Raw genomic sequence first — 18,055 nt, 5'->3', positions numbered from 1 at the left:
TGCGTACGTGTCACAACGTTCGATCAAGAAGTGCGAGCAGGCATGGCTCCAAGGGGTCGCGCAGCTGAGGCTGGGACCAGCCAGGCCAACATGCTTTCACCGACCCCGGCCGCCTCATCCGCCGGCTACGACACGGCCTCCGCCAGATCCAACACCGCAGCGACGCCATCGACAGATGCCTCACCGCAACCGGTACCACACCGACGACACCCCGCTTACAAGCTCAGAAACACCCGTCGCCGAGTTTGATCCCCGACGCGGCGGCCGAGTACACGACATACAGCTGGATCAGCTCCATCGGAATCGCCAGGACGCTGAGCCACACGGTGGTGCCGGCGAGCAGACCTGGCCAGGTCTCCCCGAGCCGGAGGCCATAGCGGCCGCGCAGCCACCGCGCGAGCAGCACGCACACCGCCACCGCCGCTACGCCGAGGATCGCACCAGCCCACCCGGCGGCGTACTCCGCCATCGGGAAGGGCAAGTGCCGACAGGCTTCCCGCTGACGGTCGGCCCACTCGTGCTGGATCTCCTGCGTGTGCAGGGAGGCCGCCACACCCGCCACGATCATGAGCGGCACCATCAGTGCCGCCGTCACGGTGCCGAACGTGACGGCACGCGGGCGCGCGGTGCCGCCGCTCGTAGCGGGGGAGGGTGAGGTGGCGGCCATCAGTACCAATCCGGTTCCGGGCGGACGATGCGGATGCGCTGCTCGCCCCCGTTCCTGTTCGCGATGTGTTCCCGGCTGTCCAGACTCACGTTCTGGAACGAGCTGGTGTGCTGGGTCAGCTTGATGTCCCCGTCAGGGGTGACCGAGGTGACGACGGCGGCATGGTGGGTCTCGCCCGGGGCTGTTTCCGTGCCGGGCGCCACCTGCTCGTAGAAGATGATGTCACCGGGGCGCGCGTCCGCCCTCGGGACCTCCTTGCTGCCGTGGCGCAGCAGGAAGTTCTGCAACCCCTCGGCCCGCGCCCAGGACTCGGAGTGGTACGCGTTCTGGTCGAGCCAGTCCCACCCGGTCCCGCTCTGGCGGCCCCAGGTGTCGTCGCCCATCAGCCCCGTCCAGGGCGAGATCTTCTTCTTCATGCCGCCCGCTTCCAGACTGGACGACACGAAGTTGGTGCAGTTGCCGGAGGCCCCGTAGTCCAGGTCGTCCTTCTTGTCCCAGTGGTCGAGTGCGTACCGCACCATCTCGACCCGGTCGATCTTGCCGTCGGGTCCGCGGAGTTCGCGCCCGACCTCGGGCGGCAGGCCCTTGAGGTCGGCGAGGGTCACGGGATCGGCCCGCATGAGGTCCTTCTGCTGTTGCGGGGTCAGGCCGTCCCACCAGGCGCGCTGGAGGTGCGGGTCCTTCCCGACCGGGATGTCCGCCCTGAGCATGTCGAATTCGACGTGGGACGCCTCGACCAGGATCTCGTTGTGCGCCTGCGAGGTGTCGGCGACATTGATGGTCGTCGCCAGCTTGTCCAGCTCGGCGGAGGCCTTCCCGTCCGCCTGGGAGGCCTCGCGCAGGGCTTCCTCTATCAGCGCGTTGACCTCCGAGATGTGCCCCAGTTCCTTGGTGTAGGCGTCGCGCACGTTCTGCGGGACGTTCGGGCCGACGGGTGCGGCACCCGTGTACGCGCCCACGGCGCGGCCGTCCTGGATGCCCAGCCCGTGCTCCCTCGCCAACTCGGCCGCATGGAAGAGAGTGCGCTGGGCGAAGCCCATGGAATGGGCCAGGGCGTCGAGGACCATGGCCACGCCCTTCATGATGTCGCCGCCGGACTCCAGGCGGTCGGCGAGGTCCTCCAGGCGCTTGCCGGCCTGCTTCCCGGTGGCGTCCGCCCAGTGGTCGTCGAGCGGCTTCTTGCCCTGAGCGCGGATGTCCTCGCAGGCGGAAGAGGAGCGCCGTGCCAGGTCGACCCAGTCGTCCGCGGCCTTCTGCCACTGGTCCACGCGGCAGTCGTACAGGTCGTGATAGGCGACCACGGGTCAGTTCCTCCCGAAGTCGGCGAGGCCGTGCCGGAGCCTGCTGAAGGCGTCCTCCGCCTGGGCGTCGGTGGTGTCATAGGCGTGGGCCGTGGTGTGGAGGTTGTCGGCCATGGTGTTCATCTGCTTGCCCAGGTCGACCATGTGGTCCTCCCACGCGGTCGCACACCGCTTCAGCGCCGCCGCGGAGGCCCAGCCGTGGTGCCCGTCGGCTGCGGTGTCGCTCGAATCGAGGGACTTGCGGAGGTTCTCCAGCGCCTTCTCGGCGGCAGCGTCGGCACCTCCCGCGCTCTGCCGCACGTAGTACGTCTTGATGTCTATGTCCACGTAATCCCCCGTAAATACCGGAGAACAGCGTAACTTGATCTTGTGGCCGGATCTGACAGCAGGCGATGACCGGAACCGAGTCAGGCCTCAGGCCTCAGGCGGGCTCGGCCGTTGGGCCAGGCGGCAGGTTCGAGGACGACGGTCACCGCCCGGCTGGTGGCAGCACCACTGATCCCCATGCCCGACTGCTCCTCCTGCCACCTGCGTTCGTCGACGACGCCGTTCCGGATGACGCCGTCGAGCGTCTGACCGCGGCGCTGCGCGCCCGCACCCGCACCACAAGGCCCGAGCGGCTTGCCGCGGGCGCTCCTTGAGGATCAGAGGCGCTGAGGGCGTGGTGCGCGTGCGGATGGCGGGGCGCCGCGGGCCGTCCAGCGACCAGGCCGTGCAGCACGCGGAGGGCTCCGCGTCCCGTCCCTCCTTCTCCCGTAGGAGTTGGCGGAGGAGTCCGTTGAGATGGGCAAATATGCTTCGTCCGCCCATCTGGCGAAGTAGCCGTAGACGCTCGGGTGCGGCGGGAAGTCATGCGGAAGGTAGGCCCAGGGCTGTCGCTGTCAGAGGGCCAGGGTGACCACCCAGTAGTCGTATTCCTCCGCGGTGACCCCGCAGATGTGGCCGCCGGATGAGGAGCGGGCGATGAATTCGATTCGGCCCTGGTCGTCGAGGAGGCGGGATACATCGGCTGTTTCCGTCAGGCGCACGCGGACCCAGCCGACCGCAGCACTGCCGGTCACTACCGCCGTGAGGAGGAACGTCCCGTCTTCGCCGATGACACCAGCCCGACGGGCGTGGTCGAGCCACAGCCGGTGGACCCCTCCGAGCTCGCCCTTCAGGGGAAGGGTTGCACTGGGCTCCACGCCGAAGCCCGCCATCGCGCGCCAGGCTGCGTCGACCGACGGACCGAGGTCATTGCTCTCGACGGCGTCCACCTCGAGGCCACTGCTCCGAATGAGCTCGATGAGGTTCTGCTCGCTTGTGGGCACTCATTTCTCCTCGTAAAAGAAGTAGTGCTCTCCACCGGGCTTGTCGATGGCTCGGTAGCGCTCCATTGTTCCGGTAGCCGTCGACCGTGTTGTCCCAGCCAAATTCACTCCGGAGCGCGACTGGTCCTCGATCGTGCTGCCCTTCGGCCCGCCCGCGTGGAAGTGCGGTCCGGCGGGATCATCGGTGTGCTCGACGACCACACGGGAGCCGTTTGGCGTTTCGAACTGGCGGAAGTTGCCCCAGTGAGTGGGATCGCTCGAGTAGACGTGTCCGGGCATGTTCTTCAGAGTCTTGTCACCCATGACGATCCATTCGGCATCAGGAGTGGTCCCGAAAGGGACTCCCGCGGCGTCGAACGCCGCACGCTCGGCGTCGGACCGCAGCTTGAACGGGTTGCTCTTCTCGCCCTTGGGCGGGCACGGGCTGAGGCCCAGCGGATCGGACCAGGTGTGCGGGTGGAGACGTAGGCGACCGGATCGGGCGCGGGGCCGAGGCCGAGGGGGTCGACCGACAGGTAGCGGGCGGTCTCGGGGTCGTAGTACCGCAAGCAGTTGTCATGCAGACCCGATTCAGGGTCGAAGTACTGCCCGGGGAAGCGGAGCGGCGTGTAGGCGTTCGCATCCACGTTCCAGGTCGTTGTTCCCCACAGGGCGCTACGCGTGCGCCACGCGATCCCACCCGCTTCGTCGACGAGTTCCGTCGGCGTGCCAACCCGGTCGGTGACGATCCCGAAGAAGCGGCTGTCGATCTCCCGTCCGTCCGCATCGGCCAGTCTCTCGGTCTGGGCGAGCGGCTGGAGGCCGTCGTGCTCCCAGGTCAAGGTGACCGTGTGCGGCAGGTCCGCCGAGGTCGTCGTCTGCTCGCACAGCGTCATCCCGTCCCAGACGAAGGTGACCTCCTCGGCCACGGTGACACCGTCCGCGGCCATGTGGCGCTTGGCACTGCGCCAGCCGAGGGCGTCGTAGGCGTCGCGCCACAGCGTGCCGTCGGGGGCGGTGACCGCCTTGAGCCGGTCTTCTGCGTCCCACTCGTAGCGCCAGGTGTCGGGCTTGCGCGAGAGCCGGGTGCGCTGGCGGAGCGCGATCCTGCCCATGGCGTCGTACTCGTACCGGACGCGGCCCGCGCCGGTGAGCCGGGTGCCCTCGTACGTGCCCGGCCCGGTGGCGTCGGGGCCGCCCGGGTGAGCGGCTGGCCAGACGGCCTCCGTCTGGTTGCCTGCGGCGTCGTAGGCGTATCGCTCGCTCCAGTCGTGGGCGCTCACCGCGGTGCCACTGCCGACCGGGTCCAGCGCGTACCAGCCGGCTGAACCGCCCGCGTACCAGCCGGCTGAACCGCCGTGCGGCGCCGAAGCCGTCGTCGCCCGTTTCGCGTGGCGGGGCGACGCCCCGTGCGGGGGCGCCGGGGCCGACGCTTTGACGCACTCCCGCCCCGCCTCCCCCGCACGAACCCGAGCCCCGGAGTGCACTTGAGTTCGTCGCGAGCAGGGCTCCGTCGCCACCCGAGCCGTCCGGGGGAGTCTGGCACGCATACGAGCCGAGCGGACGTCGAGTCCGCGACGAGCACATTTCAGGAGTTCCTTCCTTGAGGGTCTCCTGACCCACGAGGAGGTGAATGCCACATGGAGAACAAGGAGCTTCAGACCGAGACCGCCGAGCAGGCGGAGATCGCGTTCGACGAGATCCCGGAGAGCTACCTGTCCGAGTCCTCGCAGCTCATGCAGGGTGACTGACAACCCCACCGCGGCACCACCGGGTGGCGCGATTCCCGTCGCGCCACCCGGTCCGCCGGCCGCCATCACGCCAGGAGAAGCATGACCGCCACAGCCCCCCTTGCTGACACCGAGATCCTCTTCGGGGCCCACCCCGACCGCGCACGGGCCGCTCGCCTCCGGCGCAGCATCAACGGTGTTCTCGCGAACGACCTCCGCGTCTACGTGGACTCGGCTGCGAGGCGGCTGCCCAACAGCGCCGCGGCCGCTGCGGCCGCCCTCGATGGCCTCGACGTCACCCGCAAGCTCAACCCCCTGCTGTTCACGCTCCACTGGCAGCTCAACGAGGGACTCCGTACGCAGCAGCCCGGCGCCGTGTCCGCCGCCCTCGGCCGCCTGGCACGTGTAGCGACCGACGGCGAGCTGTACGGCGACGGGTTCCGGGTCGAGACGATGGACTGGGACGTCATCGATGCGGAGGCCGCGAGCTTCTTCACCGGCGCGGACGGCCCCCGCTCGGAACGCGGAGGGCTCGTCGAGATCGCTCCGGTCACTCCGGCGGAGCTTCGCACCGGCAAGGTGTGGGTCTCTCAGGCGTTGGACGCCCTGCGGGAGCTGGACTCGGAGCTCCACGAGGAGTTCGACGAACTCGTCTCCCGGCTGCGCCTCGTCCACGGCAGCGTGATCCGAGGAGCCACCAGCTCGCGTTGCTGGGGCCTGAACTACCTGCGGGTCCCCGACCCGGGGGCGGAGTCGGCAGAGCCGGTGAACTACTTCCTGGACCACTTGGTCCACGAGTCGGGCCACCTGATGCTGCACGCCCTCATGAGCGCGGACCCGCTCTTGAAGAACCCCTTCGAAGCCCGCCACTCGGCCCCGATCCGCAGGGACGCCCGCCCCCTCTACGGCGTCTTCCACGCGACGTTCGTACTGAGCCGCATCTCGCGCGTCCTCGCCCGCCACACCGCCGCCGACCCGCGCCCCGTCACCCGGGCCCTGCGGGACGAGTCGGTGCAGCGCTTCCGCAAGGGCTACGAGACGATCATCGAGCACGCCGACCTGACCGACGCCGGCCGCATGGTCCTCGCCTCGTGCCACGAACTGGTCGAAGCCGAGCTCTGAGACGACCTCGCTCCAGCGCGACGAAACCCACTACCGGAGTTCTCACGTGACCATCGTCGAACCCACCGCGGACCTGTCCTTCCACGCGCGACCCCAGGCGAATCGAACGCCGGCGCTGCGGTCGCGCATCAACGCGACGCTGGTCCGTGACCTCCGGCAGTACACCACCGTGGCATCGACGTTGCTGCCGCGGACATCCGAGGCGGCCGCCCGTACCCTGCGCCACATCAGCATCGAGAGCAGACTCAACCCGCAGCTGTTCACGCTGCACTGGATGTTGGGACGGGCTCTTCGCGCGCAGGACCCGGGCGGCGTCCTCACGGCCCTGGGCCGGATCTCCCAGATGGGGGACGCGGGAGGTTTCCACCGACCCGACTTGACCGTCGACACCGTCTCCTGGGACCTGGCTGACGCCGAGGTGTCGAGTTTCCTGCTGGGCAAGGACGGCCCCCGGTCCCGAAGCGGGGAGGTGGTCGAGATCACCGCGGTCTCCGACGCCCGGCTGATCGAGGGGCGCCGGCGGATCGGGGAGAGCCTCCAGATCCTGCACGAGCTCGATCCGGCCATGCACGCGGAGTTCGCCGACCTGGTCGCCGCCGTACGCCTGTTCGACCGGTCCACGCTCACCGGTTCCACCACGACCGGCATCTCCAGCCTCCGCTACTGGGGGCAGATGTACCTGCGCCACCCCGACGCCGAGGAGGCGGCGGACCCGACGCTCTTCTTCCTGGAGCACCTGGTCCACGAGTCCTCACACATCCTGCTGCACGCCATCATGGGGATCGACCCCTTGCTGACGAACGGTTTCACCGCCCGCTACCAGGCTCCGATCCGCAATGACCCCCGCCCCCTGTACGGGATCTTCCACGCCATGTTCGTCCTGAGCCGGATCCACCGCGTCCTGGCCCGGTACGCGGACGCCACGGGGGCGCCGGGCGCGCGGGCGGCCCGCGACGTGGCCCTGAAAAGGTTCGGCATGGGCTACAGCACCGTCATGGAGCACGCCGACCTCACCCCCGCCGGCCACAGCGTGGCCGCCTCCTGCAAGGAGATCGTTGCTGCGTAGCGCTGAGGACCTCCGCAGGCTACCGGTCAGGCGGCACGAACACGCCCCGGCCTGTGCCCCGGAGTTCCTCAGCGTCTCCAGCGGACTGGGATTCTCCATCGGCGGGCAGCGGCACGCCGCGCTCGGGTTCGGGTGCTCGCGCAGCCCCGAACGCAGCCGTGACTCCGCGCTGTGGGAAACGTACGAGCGTCTGCTGATGGTCGCAGAGATCTCGGGCAGCCTTGGACGACGAGTCCGCGGCACGACCCGGAGCGGCGCCACCACCAGCAGCCGACCGTTCGAGGACATCGTGCCGCGCCCCTGGCACAGCACCTATCGTCCGGGCCTGGACGCCACCGGTCTTGCGGTGCACGCCACCACCCCGGCCGCACGGCTCTCCGCTGAACGAGAGCTCCTGGAGCGGGCCCTGCTCGCGACCGTCTGGTACGGCACCGAACCGCTCCCCAGCGAGATCACCGACCACTCCTGTGTGACCAGGGGCCGTATGCGGACGTACACGTTCGGTTGCCGGCTCGGGTTCTTCTCGCTCGCGGCCTGGCACGACCCGGACAGCGAGATCTTCGTCATCGGCTCCGCGGTGCGGGAAAGTCGGGAACAGGCCGTCGAGCACGCACTGAGTGAGGCGGTCATGGTGTACGACGGCGTGTGGGAAGGCAGAACCCCTCGCTACCACACCTCGCTCTCGCGGGGCCGGTACGAGTCCCTGCGCGGCGACCTGCACACGACCCGTGCGCGCCACCTGGCCACCCGCCTGGTGGGTGGCGGTCGGCCCAGCGCCGGTAGCGAGCCGCTCGGCGACGAGATCACGCTCTATCAGCTCGTCGAATGGGAAGGCGTATCCCTCGTCAGGGCCGTCGCCCCCGAAGGCGCCAACACCCTCAAGGCCCGCCGGAGACAGGGTCGAGCCGTACCTCCGGATCCGTTCACCTGATATCCGGACCGCTAGGCTTCCGCACCCACGATCTGACCATCCCAGGAGTCGAGCATGGCCGACATGCAATTCCCTCCCGCGCCACCCATCGAACTGGGCCTCGATCGACGCGAACGCGGAGACCAGTTCGAGACGCTTTCCCACGTCTATTCCGTCGGACGCCCCTCCTACCCGACGGAGTTCCTGCACTCGCTCATCACCCCGGTGGCGCCGGACGCGCACGTGCTTGAGGTAGGAGCCGGAACGGGCCAGGCCACCGGCCTTCTGCTGGACCTGTTCAGCCGCGTGACCGCGATCGAGCCCGGCAGCAACCTGTGTCGCCAGGCCCAGGAGAGGATGGCCGGCCACCCGAACGTCGACGTCCACGAGTCGTACTTCGAGGATTGGCACACCGGTACCTACGACTGCGTCTTCTCGGCGTCCGCATTCCACTGGACCGATCCCACCCGGTCCTATGCCTTGGCCCGGAAGCTGCTCAAGCCCGATGGGAAGCTGGTCTTCGTCACCTACTCCGAACTCATCGGCGACGACGAGTGGGAACGGCGCTGCGCCGACATCCGAACCCTGTTCGCCCGGCACGCCCCCCACCACAAGGGTCCGCGCTTCGGCACCCGGACGGCCGACGAGCTCTTCGAGGGTCTGGAAGCCCACCCGGACTCGATCGGCCGTGCCCTCGAATACGTGGAGTTCGGCAAGCCCCTGGAAGCCGACTCCGTCCCGGTCGAGGACATGTTCGGGCCGGTGACCGTGGCGGGGGAGGTCCAGAGCCGCCAGTACGACGCGGACGGCTTCGTTGCGGCGCTGGAGTCCTATGGGGCCTTCCGGCGCATGGACGACCGTGCGCGCAGCGCACTGAGGGAGGCCGTGCGCGACTACGTTCTGACCGAGTGTCAAAACCACATCACGCGGCCCTTCGCCCTGGTCGGACTCACCGCCACCCGCACGCCCTGACGGGTCGAGCCCGCTGATCCGCCGAATGCCCAGGAGCGCCGGTGCCCACACCAGTTCCCCCGCGTACGTACCGCGCGACACTCACAGGCGTAGCGGTCAACGCCTTCGGCAACGGGCTGATGACGCCCTACGTCATCAGCTGGCTGGCGGTGCTTCCGCACGGCTCCACGCGGGTGGCCGGCATCCTCTTCGGCGCGACGGGGGCCGGGCAACTCATCGCGACCTTGTACGCCGGTCGCCTGCTCACGCTGGTCCCTCCTCGTAAGGTGCTGGCCGGCGCGCTCTCCCTGTCGGCCTTGGCGGCCCTTCTCCTCACGGTCGCGGGCAGCCTTCCCGCCGCCGCCGTCCTGCTCTTCTCACTGGGGTCGGCCCAGGGAATCGCCTCGGCCGCGCAAGCCGCGGTCCTGGGTTCCCTCACCCTCGCCGGCGGGCGAGAGGACCGGGTCTGGTCCCATCTGCAAGTCGTCCTCAACCTGGGCCAGGGACTCGGCTTCCTCGCCGGGGGCTACATGGTCACCGGCAACCTCGCCGACACCATGCGCCCCGTCTTCCTCGTCAACGCCGCTACGTTCGCCCTCTTCGCCGCGGTCGTGTACGTGGTGCTGCCGCGCCACGGCCCTGCCGCCCTCGGCACGCGCGAGGATGCCACGGGCTCCTACCGGGAAGTGCTGCGCCAGCCCCACGCCCGCCGGCTCCTCATCGCCGACGGCATCTACTTCACGTTCGGCATCGGGTTCCTTCTCCTGCTGCCGCTCCTCGCCAGCCAGGCGAAGCTGCTGTCCCTGCGGCAGGTCGCGGTACTCCTTGCGGCCAATACGGTGATCATCATTTGTCTGCAGTTGCCCATCTCCCGGGTCGCCGGGAGGTTGAACCGCCCGACGGCCGTGCGGATCTTCTTCCTCGGGGCTTCGGCGGCCTGGCTCCTCTTGGTAGTGGGCCTCCAGCTGGGCAGCCGTACGGCCGCTCTGATCATCGCCTGGGGTGCCGTGTTCCTCTTCTCCCTCACCGAGTGCCTCCACACGGCCTGCCTCGTGCCGCAGCTGCCCGAAGCCGTGTCCGAGACCAATCGACCCCGGATCCTCGCGCTCCACGTCTTCGCCAGCAAGACCGGCCTCATCGCGGGACCGGCGCTCGGAGGCGTTCTCATGGGGTACGGCGTGGAATCGGCATGGGTATCCGCTGCTTGCCTGCTCACGGTTCCGGCGCTCTTCCCGGCCGGCCGCCGCACGGCCACCGCGTCGAAGCACCCCTCAGGGGTGGCCATGTTGGTGAGTGACGAGAGCGTCTCCAGCTCAGCGCGGAGGGAGCCCTCTTCCTCGGGAGAGTGACGTGTCGCGACGGCGCCGGGAGATCGCCGAGGCGGCGGGGCGGCGCCGCTGGTCGCGGTGACCGCCTGCTCGAACCGATCGAAGGCGGACCAGGATGCTGCTGCCGGCGCCGGACGCGCTGGGCCGGTACGCCGCGGAGCAGATCGCGACCAAGCTCCACTGGGGCCTTGCCGTGGATGGAGCAGCTGCTGGACATCACGGCCGTGGTGCGGCGGCACGAAGGCGGAGTTCACCCCGGCGCCGTAGTCCTCGGTACGGCGCATAGGGGTCCCACCTCTTCGGGGGTGGGGCCTCTTCGTGTGGGGGCCGGGGTGATCGAGGTGGTCGGCAGAGCGCGGGTGTTAAGCGCTCCTGAGCAGGCTGGTGGTCCGCGTGCGGGCCGCCCCGGTGGACGCGGGCCGCACGATCCGATTACTGGCCGGTGTTGTGGGTTTCGCTGTTCCGCTTGTGGATGCCGGTGCGGATCTTCTTGGCTGTGTATCCCGTTCCCGCGGCGATGAGTGCGGCCAGGACGTTGCCGAGGACGTCGTGGGCGAGGAAGGCGTACAGCGTGCACAGGCTCATGGGCGCTCTCCCTGTGGGCAGTCCCGGATGGCGTGGGGAGAGCCTCGCCCCGGGTGGGCTGTCCATGGACCGGGACTGGGTGTTGCGGCTGGTCGCGGGGCATACGAGGGTGGTCATCGCGTGGTCAGGGATGGACAGTTCGGTGGGGAAGGGTGCCGTGGCACGGAACCGTGAGATCAACGAGGACACCGCGGCCGGCCGGCTGGCCGCTTTCCGGGTCGGTCTGACCGAGAACACACCGGTGCGGACCCTGGCCGAGAGGTAGGCGCCCCAGGTCTAAGGGCTGTCCCGTAATTGATCACTGACGCGCTGGAGCGAGCTGCGGGTTGGGGCGACCGCTCGGCTACGCGGCCTGGCTCAGGTAGTGCAGGCGGGCGATGCCGAGCATGGCGTGGTGGACGCCGTCGCCCTTGAGGCGGCAGTCGCGCAGGATCTTCAAGGTCTTCATCCGGGCGAAGACGTGCTCGACTCGGGCGCGGACCTGTTGGTGGGAACGGTTGTGCTCCTGCTTCCACTGGCAGAGCTCGCTGCCGTTCGGCCGGCGGTGCGGGATGACGAGACCGGTGCCGGGATAGCCGCCGTCGGCGATCGTGGTGGTCCGGCCGACGATGGCCGCTGCCCCCGGACCCGACCCAGGCCTTGCAGTCGTTGCGGTTGCCGGGTAGGGCGTGCCCGACGGCGACAACCGGCCGGGTGTCGGCGTCGATGACGATGGCTTTATACGTCAGTAGCGGCTCTGGCCCTTCTTGTGAAGGCTCACGGACAGTGATGTCAGTGGTGTGTGGTGGGATGGCCTGACTCTGCCGTTGATCCGCTGGGAGGCCCTCGTGACGTCCTCGTATCCATCCCTGACTCGTGCCTTGGCCGAGGCTTTGGTCGATGTCTTGTGGTTCATCGACGGAAGCGAGGACGAGCAGATGGATCAGGACGACGCGGTCAAGGTCATGGAGGGTTTTGCCCACGTGGTCAGCACGCTGCCGAGTGATCAGCGGCAGGAGCTGATCGAGCTGGTCGGGGAGATGGCGGCCGCCGAGGACAACCCGGCTCGCCGCGGTTTCCTGGAAGCGTTTCCGGAGGGCTTCGGGCTGATCGACGATGTGTCCTGAGCAGCCTTTTCAGGAGTAGAGCAAGACCCGCTTGCGGAGGAGTTCGAAACCGGCATTGGCCGGCGGCCAGGAGCGCGTGGACGGTGGCGTGCTTGGCGCGGGTCCTCTCAGCGAACCGGTGCCCAGTCGGCCACGGCGACGACTCGGGCGGTTCCGATATCTGCTGAAGCTCTTCGAGCGGTGCCGGTGGCGGTCGCAGGCAGGCGCGGTGCCCGGAAGACGCACTTCTCTGCGGCTTCGCCGAGGTTGTGCCAGAGGTGCCACCTACAGCGACCTGGAGAGCCTGTGGGGCGCCTCGGGTGGCTCCTTCGGCGTAGAAGCGGGCGCGGTCCCGGCAGATGATCTCGATCCCGGGCCTCTCGGCCAGCCAGGCCGCGAGGGTGTCCGCCTCCCGGTTCGGCAAGAGGTCCACGGGGCGGCGGGTCTCGACATCGACGAGCACGGTTCCGTAGATCCGGCCCTTGCGCTGGGCGTATTCGTCGACTCCGACGACGCGGGGCGTGGAGGCGGGCGGATCCGGCAGCGAGGTGATCAGCCTCAGCAGCGTGTTCCGGCTGACTCGCACCCCGAAGGCGTCCGACATCCGGGCGCCGGCCCGCCCCGCGAGTGCGAGCCCGACCGAGACCAGCGTCGAACGTAGCCGCTCTGTCCGGCGGCCGAACCGACGGGTGAGCCCTGGCACCTGTTCGACGAACGTCTTACGTGGGCAGGGCGCCTCGACGCAGAGGAACCGGCGCACTCGCAGCGCCACCACGACCAGCTTGCCTGCGGTTGGCAGGTCACGGGGAAACCGCAGGTAGGAGCCGTGTATTCGCCCTGACCAGTACCCGCAGCCCGGACAGGCCGCCCCACTGGCCGTGGTCTGGGCCTCCACGCGCACGACGGTGTCGGCTACCTCGACCAACTCCACCGACACGTTCTCCAGCGACCCGAACAGCAGCTCATCCAGCTGCGGCCGTACTTGCTTCATGGGCCCGAACTGTCGACCCCATTCCACCCAGGCAGGACGGTTTTCGGGCGACTTCGTCAGCTATCCAACGACGAGCAACCGTCACGCTGCGTACGCGACCACAAGAAGTGGACCAGAGCCCGTATTCACCCACGCAGCCAACTGACGCTGAGCCCTCCCTACGACCAACCAGGAGCCCCAGGCTCAGGACGCTGGGAGATGTCCTGGACCCCGGTTGTCGTTTGTGGCAAAGCTCAGAGCGCTCGGCCGGGGTTGCCCGGCCGAGCGCTCTGAGTTCGTTCGTGTTGCGGGGTTACGGGGAGAACGGCAGGTTGGCCGTGGTCACCGTGGGGATGCTCCAGCGCTGAGCCGGTGTGCCGTTGCATCCGTATAGCTGGAAGAGGGTGCCCCACTCGCGGTTGGCCCAGGGGACGTCGACGCAGGTGTCCGACTGCGGGTTGTAGATGCTGCCGTCGGCGCGCGGGAGCCACTGCTGGCCGCCCTCCCCCAGGCACTGCCAGAAGATCACGGCCGTGCCGGGGGCCGTCTGGTTTCCGATGGCCGCCGTGCACTGGCCCTTCAGCGTCAGGGTGCCGTTGGCATTGACGTCGAACTGCTGAGCGTCCAAGCCGTTGCAGCCCCAGAGTTCGGGGCGCTGGCCGTTACCGGAGTTTCCGTTCGGTGCGTCCATGCAGATGTCCGGCGACGCGGCGTAGCGGACCGGAACCTTGGACGCCGTCATTGCCGGGACGTAGTTCTGGTAGACAGACAGGTTCGCGATGCTGCCCTTCAGCCAGGAGGCCGGCTTGCTCTGGTACTTGTACCGGCCGAGGACCAGCTGGCCGCTGGGTGCCGGGCTGGTGCTCGCGGCGTGGTAGCCGCTGGAGGCCAGCGTGCCGTTGACGTAGAGGCTCATCGCTCCTGTCGTGGCGTTGTACGTGGCGGTGAGCTGCGTCCAGACGCCCGGCTTGAATACGTTGGCCGGGGTAACGGCGACGTTGTGGTCGTACATCCAGCTGTCGTCGTCGCCTCGCGCCAGGGCGAAGCGCCAGTGCTGGGGGTCGGCCCACAGCATGAAGTTGCTCGCGTGCGCCCCGTCCTGGCTGACGATGACGCTATCGGGCTTGTCGAGCTTCGCCCAGGTGCTGATGGTGAAGGACTGTCGGGTGTCGACGACCTTGGCCGGGCCATTGACCTGCGAGTGGACCGCGTCGTCGAAGGCGGCGACCTGGCGGGTCTTGCCATCTATCTGCTGCGTCGGGTAGGTGACACCCGATTCGGTGGTGCTGTTCGGATCCCCTGCGGCGTTCTTCTCTGGGATCGCTTTGGTGTTGCCGTCGAGCCTCCATTCGAGGGTCGGGGCGAGCCCGCTGGCGCGCTGGTGGTAACCGGTGAAGCCGGTCACCGTGCTGATCCCCCCGACGGGAGCACCCGTCAAGCCGGCCCATGCGTGCAGGGTGCCGGCCGTGTCCTGCGCCCAGAAGTCTGGGATTCCGTCGCCGGTCAGGTCTCCGTCCGAGCCCACCCGCGGGTAGTCGGCGCCCTTGATGCCGTAGCCGATCCTCGCGGTCGGCTGCTGGGCCAGGCCGGTCACCACGACGAGCGTGTCGGCGCGGGCGGCGGTCTTCATGTCGTACTGGAAGACGTCACCCGTGGTCCGGTTGCGCGCCCAGAGGGCTGGGGCGCTGTCGGTGGTGCCGCCGATGCGCAGAGCGTTGCCCGGGACCATCAGGTCCTTGTCGTCCCAGGTGCCGCTGCCGTCGACCAGGGTCGGCTCGGCGAGCAGCCTGTTGCTCTGTACGGGGTAGAACCACAGGTTGCCGGATTCCACCGCGAGCATTCCGGTGGCATCGGTGACGGTGCGGCCGGGGGTGCGGGTGGTCTTGGCCGGGCCGGTCATGGTGATCTGGCTGGAGTACTGCCAGGTGGTGACGTTGTGGTAACCCGTACAGGACGGGCTGTACGCGGTGTCGCACCCGGGCTTGTCGAGCTTCTCCTTGGCGCCCAGGTCGTACGTGCCCGGATTGAGCAGGTTGTTGTCGTAGACGAAGAGGTCCGAGCCGCCGAGACCGCCGATGGAGGTCGGCTCGCGGTGGACGAAGAGGTCGTCCACGTTGCGGCCGGGGTCGCGGGAGCCGCGGTGGGAAACCCGGTAGTCCTTCCACGTCCGGCCGGCCGCCGTCTCCGGCCCTTGCAGGGCGCTGGCGGTGGTCCCGCTGGGGATCATGCTGGCGGCGGTGCCGTCGCTGGCGCGGCCGTGCGCGATCAGGTTTCCGACACTGTCCGGGAGCAGGATGTCGGGGCGGGCGTCTCCGCTGGTGTCACCGAAGGCGACCGGGCCGGCCTTCCACGGTACGTAGAAGGAGTAGGCGAGGGTCTGCGAGGAGTTGCCGGCCTCGTCGAGGACCCGGGCATAAACGGTGTTGGTGCCCCAGTGGGTCGGCTTGACGCTGATGCCGGTGAGGTTGAGCGGGCTGTTGCACTGCTGGGTGGCGCCGACGAGCTGCGGGTCGAAGCCGAACTGGATGCAGGCCAAGCCGGAGCTGCGCAGACCTGTACCGGGGCTCGCGTCGGAGGCTGTGACTGGGATGGTGCCGGTGTCGCCGAGGCCCAGCTTGGTGATCTGGCCGTTGCCCGCAGGGGGGAACTGGGTGGCCTGGTCGGTGAACTGGCCGAACTGCATGACCGGCGGGGTGAGGTCCACCGCGAAGTGGCAGGTGGTGCTGGAGGGACCTCGCAGAAGCCCGTCGTCCCCGTGGGTGGCCCAGGCGTAGTTGTGGCCGTCCTGGAGCGTGCCGGGCGGCGTCGTGTAGCGCGCCTCGGTGCCGCTTCCGACGAAGCCGGACCAGTTCTGGTGCGCTGTGGCGGAGGCGGTCTCGTCCCAGACGTCCACCCACTCGGTGAGCTGGCCCTGGTTGGGGCTGCTGACGGTGGAAGCGAGGGTGACGTTGCTCGTGGTGATCCACCCGTACTGCGCCGCGGCCACGCTGCCGCAGGACTGCGTATCGCCGGCTACCACGCGGCGCGGGGCCGGGACGGTGTGCGGGTTGTCCGGGATCCTGGGCGGGAAGTCGTACTCGGTGCTCAGGGTCGCGTTGTACGAGAACCGCTTGAAAGCAATCTTGTTGCCGGAGCCCTCCGGTCCACGCAGGGCAAAAGCGAGCGGCTTGCCGGTGTCGCGAATCGCGTCACGCATCGCGCCGGTGACGTTGAAGTCCACGGGGACGTCGGCGTAGCAGTCGGAGCTTCCGTTGCCGGGCACATCCTGGGTAGCGATCCAGTCGCGGATCTCGTGGTTGCTCCAGGACACCGAGCCGTCGAACTCCCGTGCCCGGTAAACGTTCACGGAGTACTTGTTCGTGCACGACCAGTCCGCGGAGATGTACTGACTCACACGCAGGTTGGCGTAGTTGATGGTCGCGCCGGAGTACCCGTTGATGTCGAACTCGTACAACGCGCGCTCGATACCGGTCTGGGTTTCCCAGCCTTGGTAGCCCACGCCCGGGTGGTCTCGGTCGGCGGAGCCCGTGCGGTCGAAGTTGCTCGTGCCGGGCCATGCGGAGCCGACCCAGGCGTGGTGCTGCTTGCCACGGGCGTCGGGTGACCACGAGGGGTCCACGTAGATCGGATAGCTGGTGTTCTCGCCGTCGAGCAGCTCCGGACTCGGGGCGAGTGCGATGGCGCCGCTGGCACCGGCGGGCGGGCCGGTGACCTCGGCGCGCGTGACCGGGATCTTCGCCACGGTGGCATTGGCACCGGGCCCCTGGGCGCTGCTCAAGGCAGCGCCGGGGCCGGAGCCCGTCGTCTCGACTGCGGCGTCCAGGTTGGCGAACGCGGCACCGCGAGCCGCCGGCTGGCGGGGCTCCTTGGCGGACCACATCAGCGGCTCGGGAGCCCGGAAAGCGGCCTCCTGACCGCTGGCAGCCGTGAGGCTGCCGTCCTCTTCCCGTGCAAGGGTGAGCCCCTTGGCGGTGGTCGGGAAGACGAGGTCGCGCGCGGCCGGGTTGGCGGCCGCTGCGGGGCTGCGCAGGATCACGACGGTGGTGTAGCCGCCCCACTTGGTGGCGTTCACCTGAAGGTCGGTGTCAGGGGCCACGTTCTGAAAGAGCGCGCCGTTGCCCTGGAGTACGGGCTTGGGCAGGGCGCCCGGGAAGGGCGACGACACCGACAGCTGCTTGCCGTCCTGGGTGGTCATGGTGGCCAGCGGCCCCGTACCGCCCCCGGAGATGACCAGCGCGGAACTCGAGGCCTTGGGTACGACCGTGCCGTCCGCCCCCGCGGTCAACGTGTCGTCCAGGGCGAGCCACTGCCCCTGCTGGTTCTTCGTGCGTTCAGGCAGCAGGCTCCGCTCGGTGCGCAGCTTCCCCTGTGGAGTCACCACCGTCGTGTTGAACTCGGTGGTGAGCTCGGGCACCGGCACGTCCTTGCCGGTCTTCACCGCCTCCGCCCGCGCCTTCTCTGCAGGGCTGGAAGGTGTGGGCGCGGTGGGCGGGCTGCTCACGGTCTGGGGTGTGGGGGGGCTGGCGCTGGCGGAAGGCTGTGGGGTGGCCGCCTGTGCGGCGTACGGTGCGGCCAGCAGTAGCGCCGCGGAAAGCGTAAAAGCCGTCGTGGCTGATATCGCCCGGATTGACTTGTTCGGCCCCCGCTCCGTTATCTGCTTCTTCAGCAGCGATCCCGGGCCGGGTCTTGGCATATTGGACATGCTTGCGCACTTCCCCCCATTACATCTGCGCCTCTGGACAATTACGCACAGAGATCCGGGGCACTCTGACAGGAACGCGACTTTCCGGCAACGTGCGAGCTGCGGCTTATTCCCGTTATGCCGGATGTGGTGGTCGAAAATGTGAGGTGATCTTGAACACCCGCGCAAGATGCGTGTCACCCGTGATCTGAACCGTCGCGCCGACCTGGACGGGATCAATCCTGAACTCCCTTACGGAAAAGACGAGCTGCCGCTCCAGGTGTGGGCCGGGGACCGCAGCAACCGCCAGGCTTCCCTGCCACGGCAGGCGAAGATCGCGGTCAATCCGTCCGAAAGTGACCTGAAGCAC

The 18,055-nt window shown here is 68.7% G+C and carries 12 protein-coding genes and 4 pseudogenes; 6 read left to right on the top strand and 10 right to left on the bottom strand.

What is annotated here, in order from left to right:
* Positions 1–223 precede the first annotated feature (223 nt).
* From ACIBAD_RS33390 to ACIBAD_RS33365, 6 genes and pseudogenes are all read right to left on the bottom strand, one after another.
* Positions 224–667, bottom strand: a complete 444-nt coding sequence (locus tag ACIBAD_RS33390) for a hypothetical protein (protein ID WP_398910515.1) — start codon at positions 665–667, stop codon at positions 224–226.
* On the bottom strand, positions 667–1,968 hold the full coding sequence (locus ACIBAD_RS33385) for an amidase domain-containing protein (RefSeq protein WP_134076020.1): 1,302 nt from the start codon (positions 1,966–1,968) through the stop codon (positions 667–669). Before ACIBAD_RS33385 ends, ACIBAD_RS33390 begins: the two co-directional genes overlap by 1 nt.
* 3 nt (positions 1,969–1,971) lie before the next feature.
* A complete protein-coding gene (locus tag ACIBAD_RS33380) occupies positions 1,972–2,295 on the bottom strand; it encodes a type VII secretion target (RefSeq protein WP_166682196.1) in 324 nt (107 codons plus the stop codon).
* A 390-nt stretch (positions 2,296–2,685) separates the two neighbouring features.
* Positions 2,686–2,837, bottom strand: a pseudogene (locus ACIBAD_RS33375) (IS5/IS1182 family transposase); the annotation flags it as partial.
* A 12-nt stretch (positions 2,838–2,849) separates the two neighbouring features.
* Complete coding sequence (locus tag ACIBAD_RS33370) at positions 2,850–3,278, bottom strand: hypothetical protein (RefSeq protein WP_134076014.1); 429 nt, start codon at positions 3,276–3,278, stop codon at positions 2,850–2,852.
* Positions 3,279–4,663 (bottom strand): annotated as a pseudogene (locus ACIBAD_RS33365) (RHS repeat-associated core domain-containing protein); the annotation flags it as partial.
* 426 nt (positions 4,664–5,089) lie between these two features.
* Between ACIBAD_RS33365 and ACIBAD_RS33360 the strand changes: the two are divergent.
* From ACIBAD_RS33360 to ACIBAD_RS33340, 5 genes are read left to right on the top strand one after another with little or no spacing between them, the layout of a single operon-like run.
* Positions 5,090–6,109 (top strand): aKG-HExxH-type peptide beta-hydroxylase, encoded by a 1,020-nt coding sequence (locus tag ACIBAD_RS33360; protein ID WP_398910513.1) that lies wholly within the window; start codon positions 5,090–5,092, stop codon positions 6,107–6,109.
* 46 nt (positions 6,110–6,155) lie between these two features.
* Complete coding sequence (locus ACIBAD_RS33355) at positions 6,156–7,175, top strand: aKG-HExxH-type peptide beta-hydroxylase (RefSeq protein WP_134076010.1); 1,020 nt, start codon at positions 6,156–6,158, stop codon at positions 7,173–7,175.
* The gene (locus tag ACIBAD_RS33350; protein WP_134076008.1) at positions 7,165–8,106 is read left to right on the top strand and encodes a YcaO-like family protein; all 942 of its coding nucleotides are present in this window, start codon (positions 7,165–7,167) and stop codon (positions 8,104–8,106) included. Before ACIBAD_RS33355 ends, ACIBAD_RS33350 begins: the two co-directional genes overlap by 11 nt.
* A 54-nt stretch (positions 8,107–8,160) precedes the next feature.
* Positions 8,161–9,057 carry a class I SAM-dependent methyltransferase gene (locus ACIBAD_RS33345; protein ID WP_398910511.1) on the top strand — a complete coding sequence of 299 codons (897 nt, stop codon included), beginning with the start codon at positions 8,161–8,163 and terminating at the stop codon, positions 9,055–9,057.
* Positions 9,058–9,098: 41 nt separating this feature from the next.
* The gene (locus ACIBAD_RS33340) at positions 9,099–10,385 is read left to right on the top strand and encodes an MFS transporter (protein WP_134076004.1); all 1,287 of its coding nucleotides are present in this window, start codon (positions 9,099–9,101) and stop codon (positions 10,383–10,385) included.
* Between the two features lie 411 nt (positions 10,386–10,796).
* On the opposite strand, the gene ACIBAD_RS33335 is transcribed toward ACIBAD_RS33340, so the two are convergent.
* Entirely contained in the window at positions 10,797–10,949 is a 153-nt protein-coding gene (locus ACIBAD_RS33335; RefSeq protein WP_398910509.1) for a hypothetical protein, read from the bottom strand.
* A gap of 343 nt (positions 10,950–11,292) precedes the next feature.
* Positions 11,293–11,728: pseudogene (locus tag ACIBAD_RS33330) on the bottom strand (transposase); the annotation flags it as partial.
* A 48-nt stretch (positions 11,729–11,776) separates the two neighbouring features.
* Here ACIBAD_RS33330 and ACIBAD_RS33325 point away from each other — a divergent pair.
* Positions 11,777–12,055: a hypothetical protein gene (locus ACIBAD_RS33325; protein WP_398910508.1), complete on the top strand. Its 279-nt coding sequence runs from the start codon at positions 11,777–11,779 to the stop codon at positions 12,053–12,055.
* A 280-nt stretch (positions 12,056–12,335) separates the two neighbouring features.
* Here ACIBAD_RS33325 and ACIBAD_RS33320 read toward each other — a convergent pair.
* A pseudogene (locus tag ACIBAD_RS33320) lies at positions 12,336–13,025 on the bottom strand (ISL3 family transposase); the annotation flags it as partial.
* 292 nt (positions 13,026–13,317) lie between these two features.
* A complete protein-coding gene (locus tag ACIBAD_RS33315) occupies positions 13,318–17,505 on the bottom strand; it encodes a ricin-type beta-trefoil lectin domain protein (RefSeq protein ID WP_398910506.1) in 4,188 nt (1,395 codons plus the stop codon).
* Between the last annotated feature and the right edge of the window lie 550 nt (positions 17,506–18,055).

The organism is Streptomyces sp. NPDC051109 (assembly GCF_044455885.1).
In the GTDB taxonomy this organism is placed as follows: Bacteria; Actinomycetota; Actinomycetes; order Streptomycetales; family Streptomycetaceae; genus Streptomyces.
This window is presented reverse-complemented; position numbering and strand designations above follow the sequence as displayed.

Excerpts from the sequence above, each read along its gene's own strand:
- ACIBAD_RS33390 (WP_398910515.1), bottom strand. The coding sequence starts at position 667 with ATGGCCGCCACCTCACCCTCCCCCGCTACGAGCGGCGGCACCGCGCGC.
- ACIBAD_RS33360 (WP_398910513.1), top strand. The coding sequence starts at position 5,090 with ATGACCGCCACAGCCCCCCTTGCTGACACCGAGATCCTCTTCGGGGCC.
- ACIBAD_RS33345 (WP_398910511.1), top strand. The coding sequence starts at position 8,161 with ATGGCCGACATGCAATTCCCTCCCGCGCCACCCATCGAACTGGGCCTC.
- ACIBAD_RS33335 (WP_398910509.1), bottom strand. The coding sequence starts at position 10,949 with ATGAGCCTGTGCACGCTGTACGCCTTCCTCGCCCACGACGTCCTCGGC.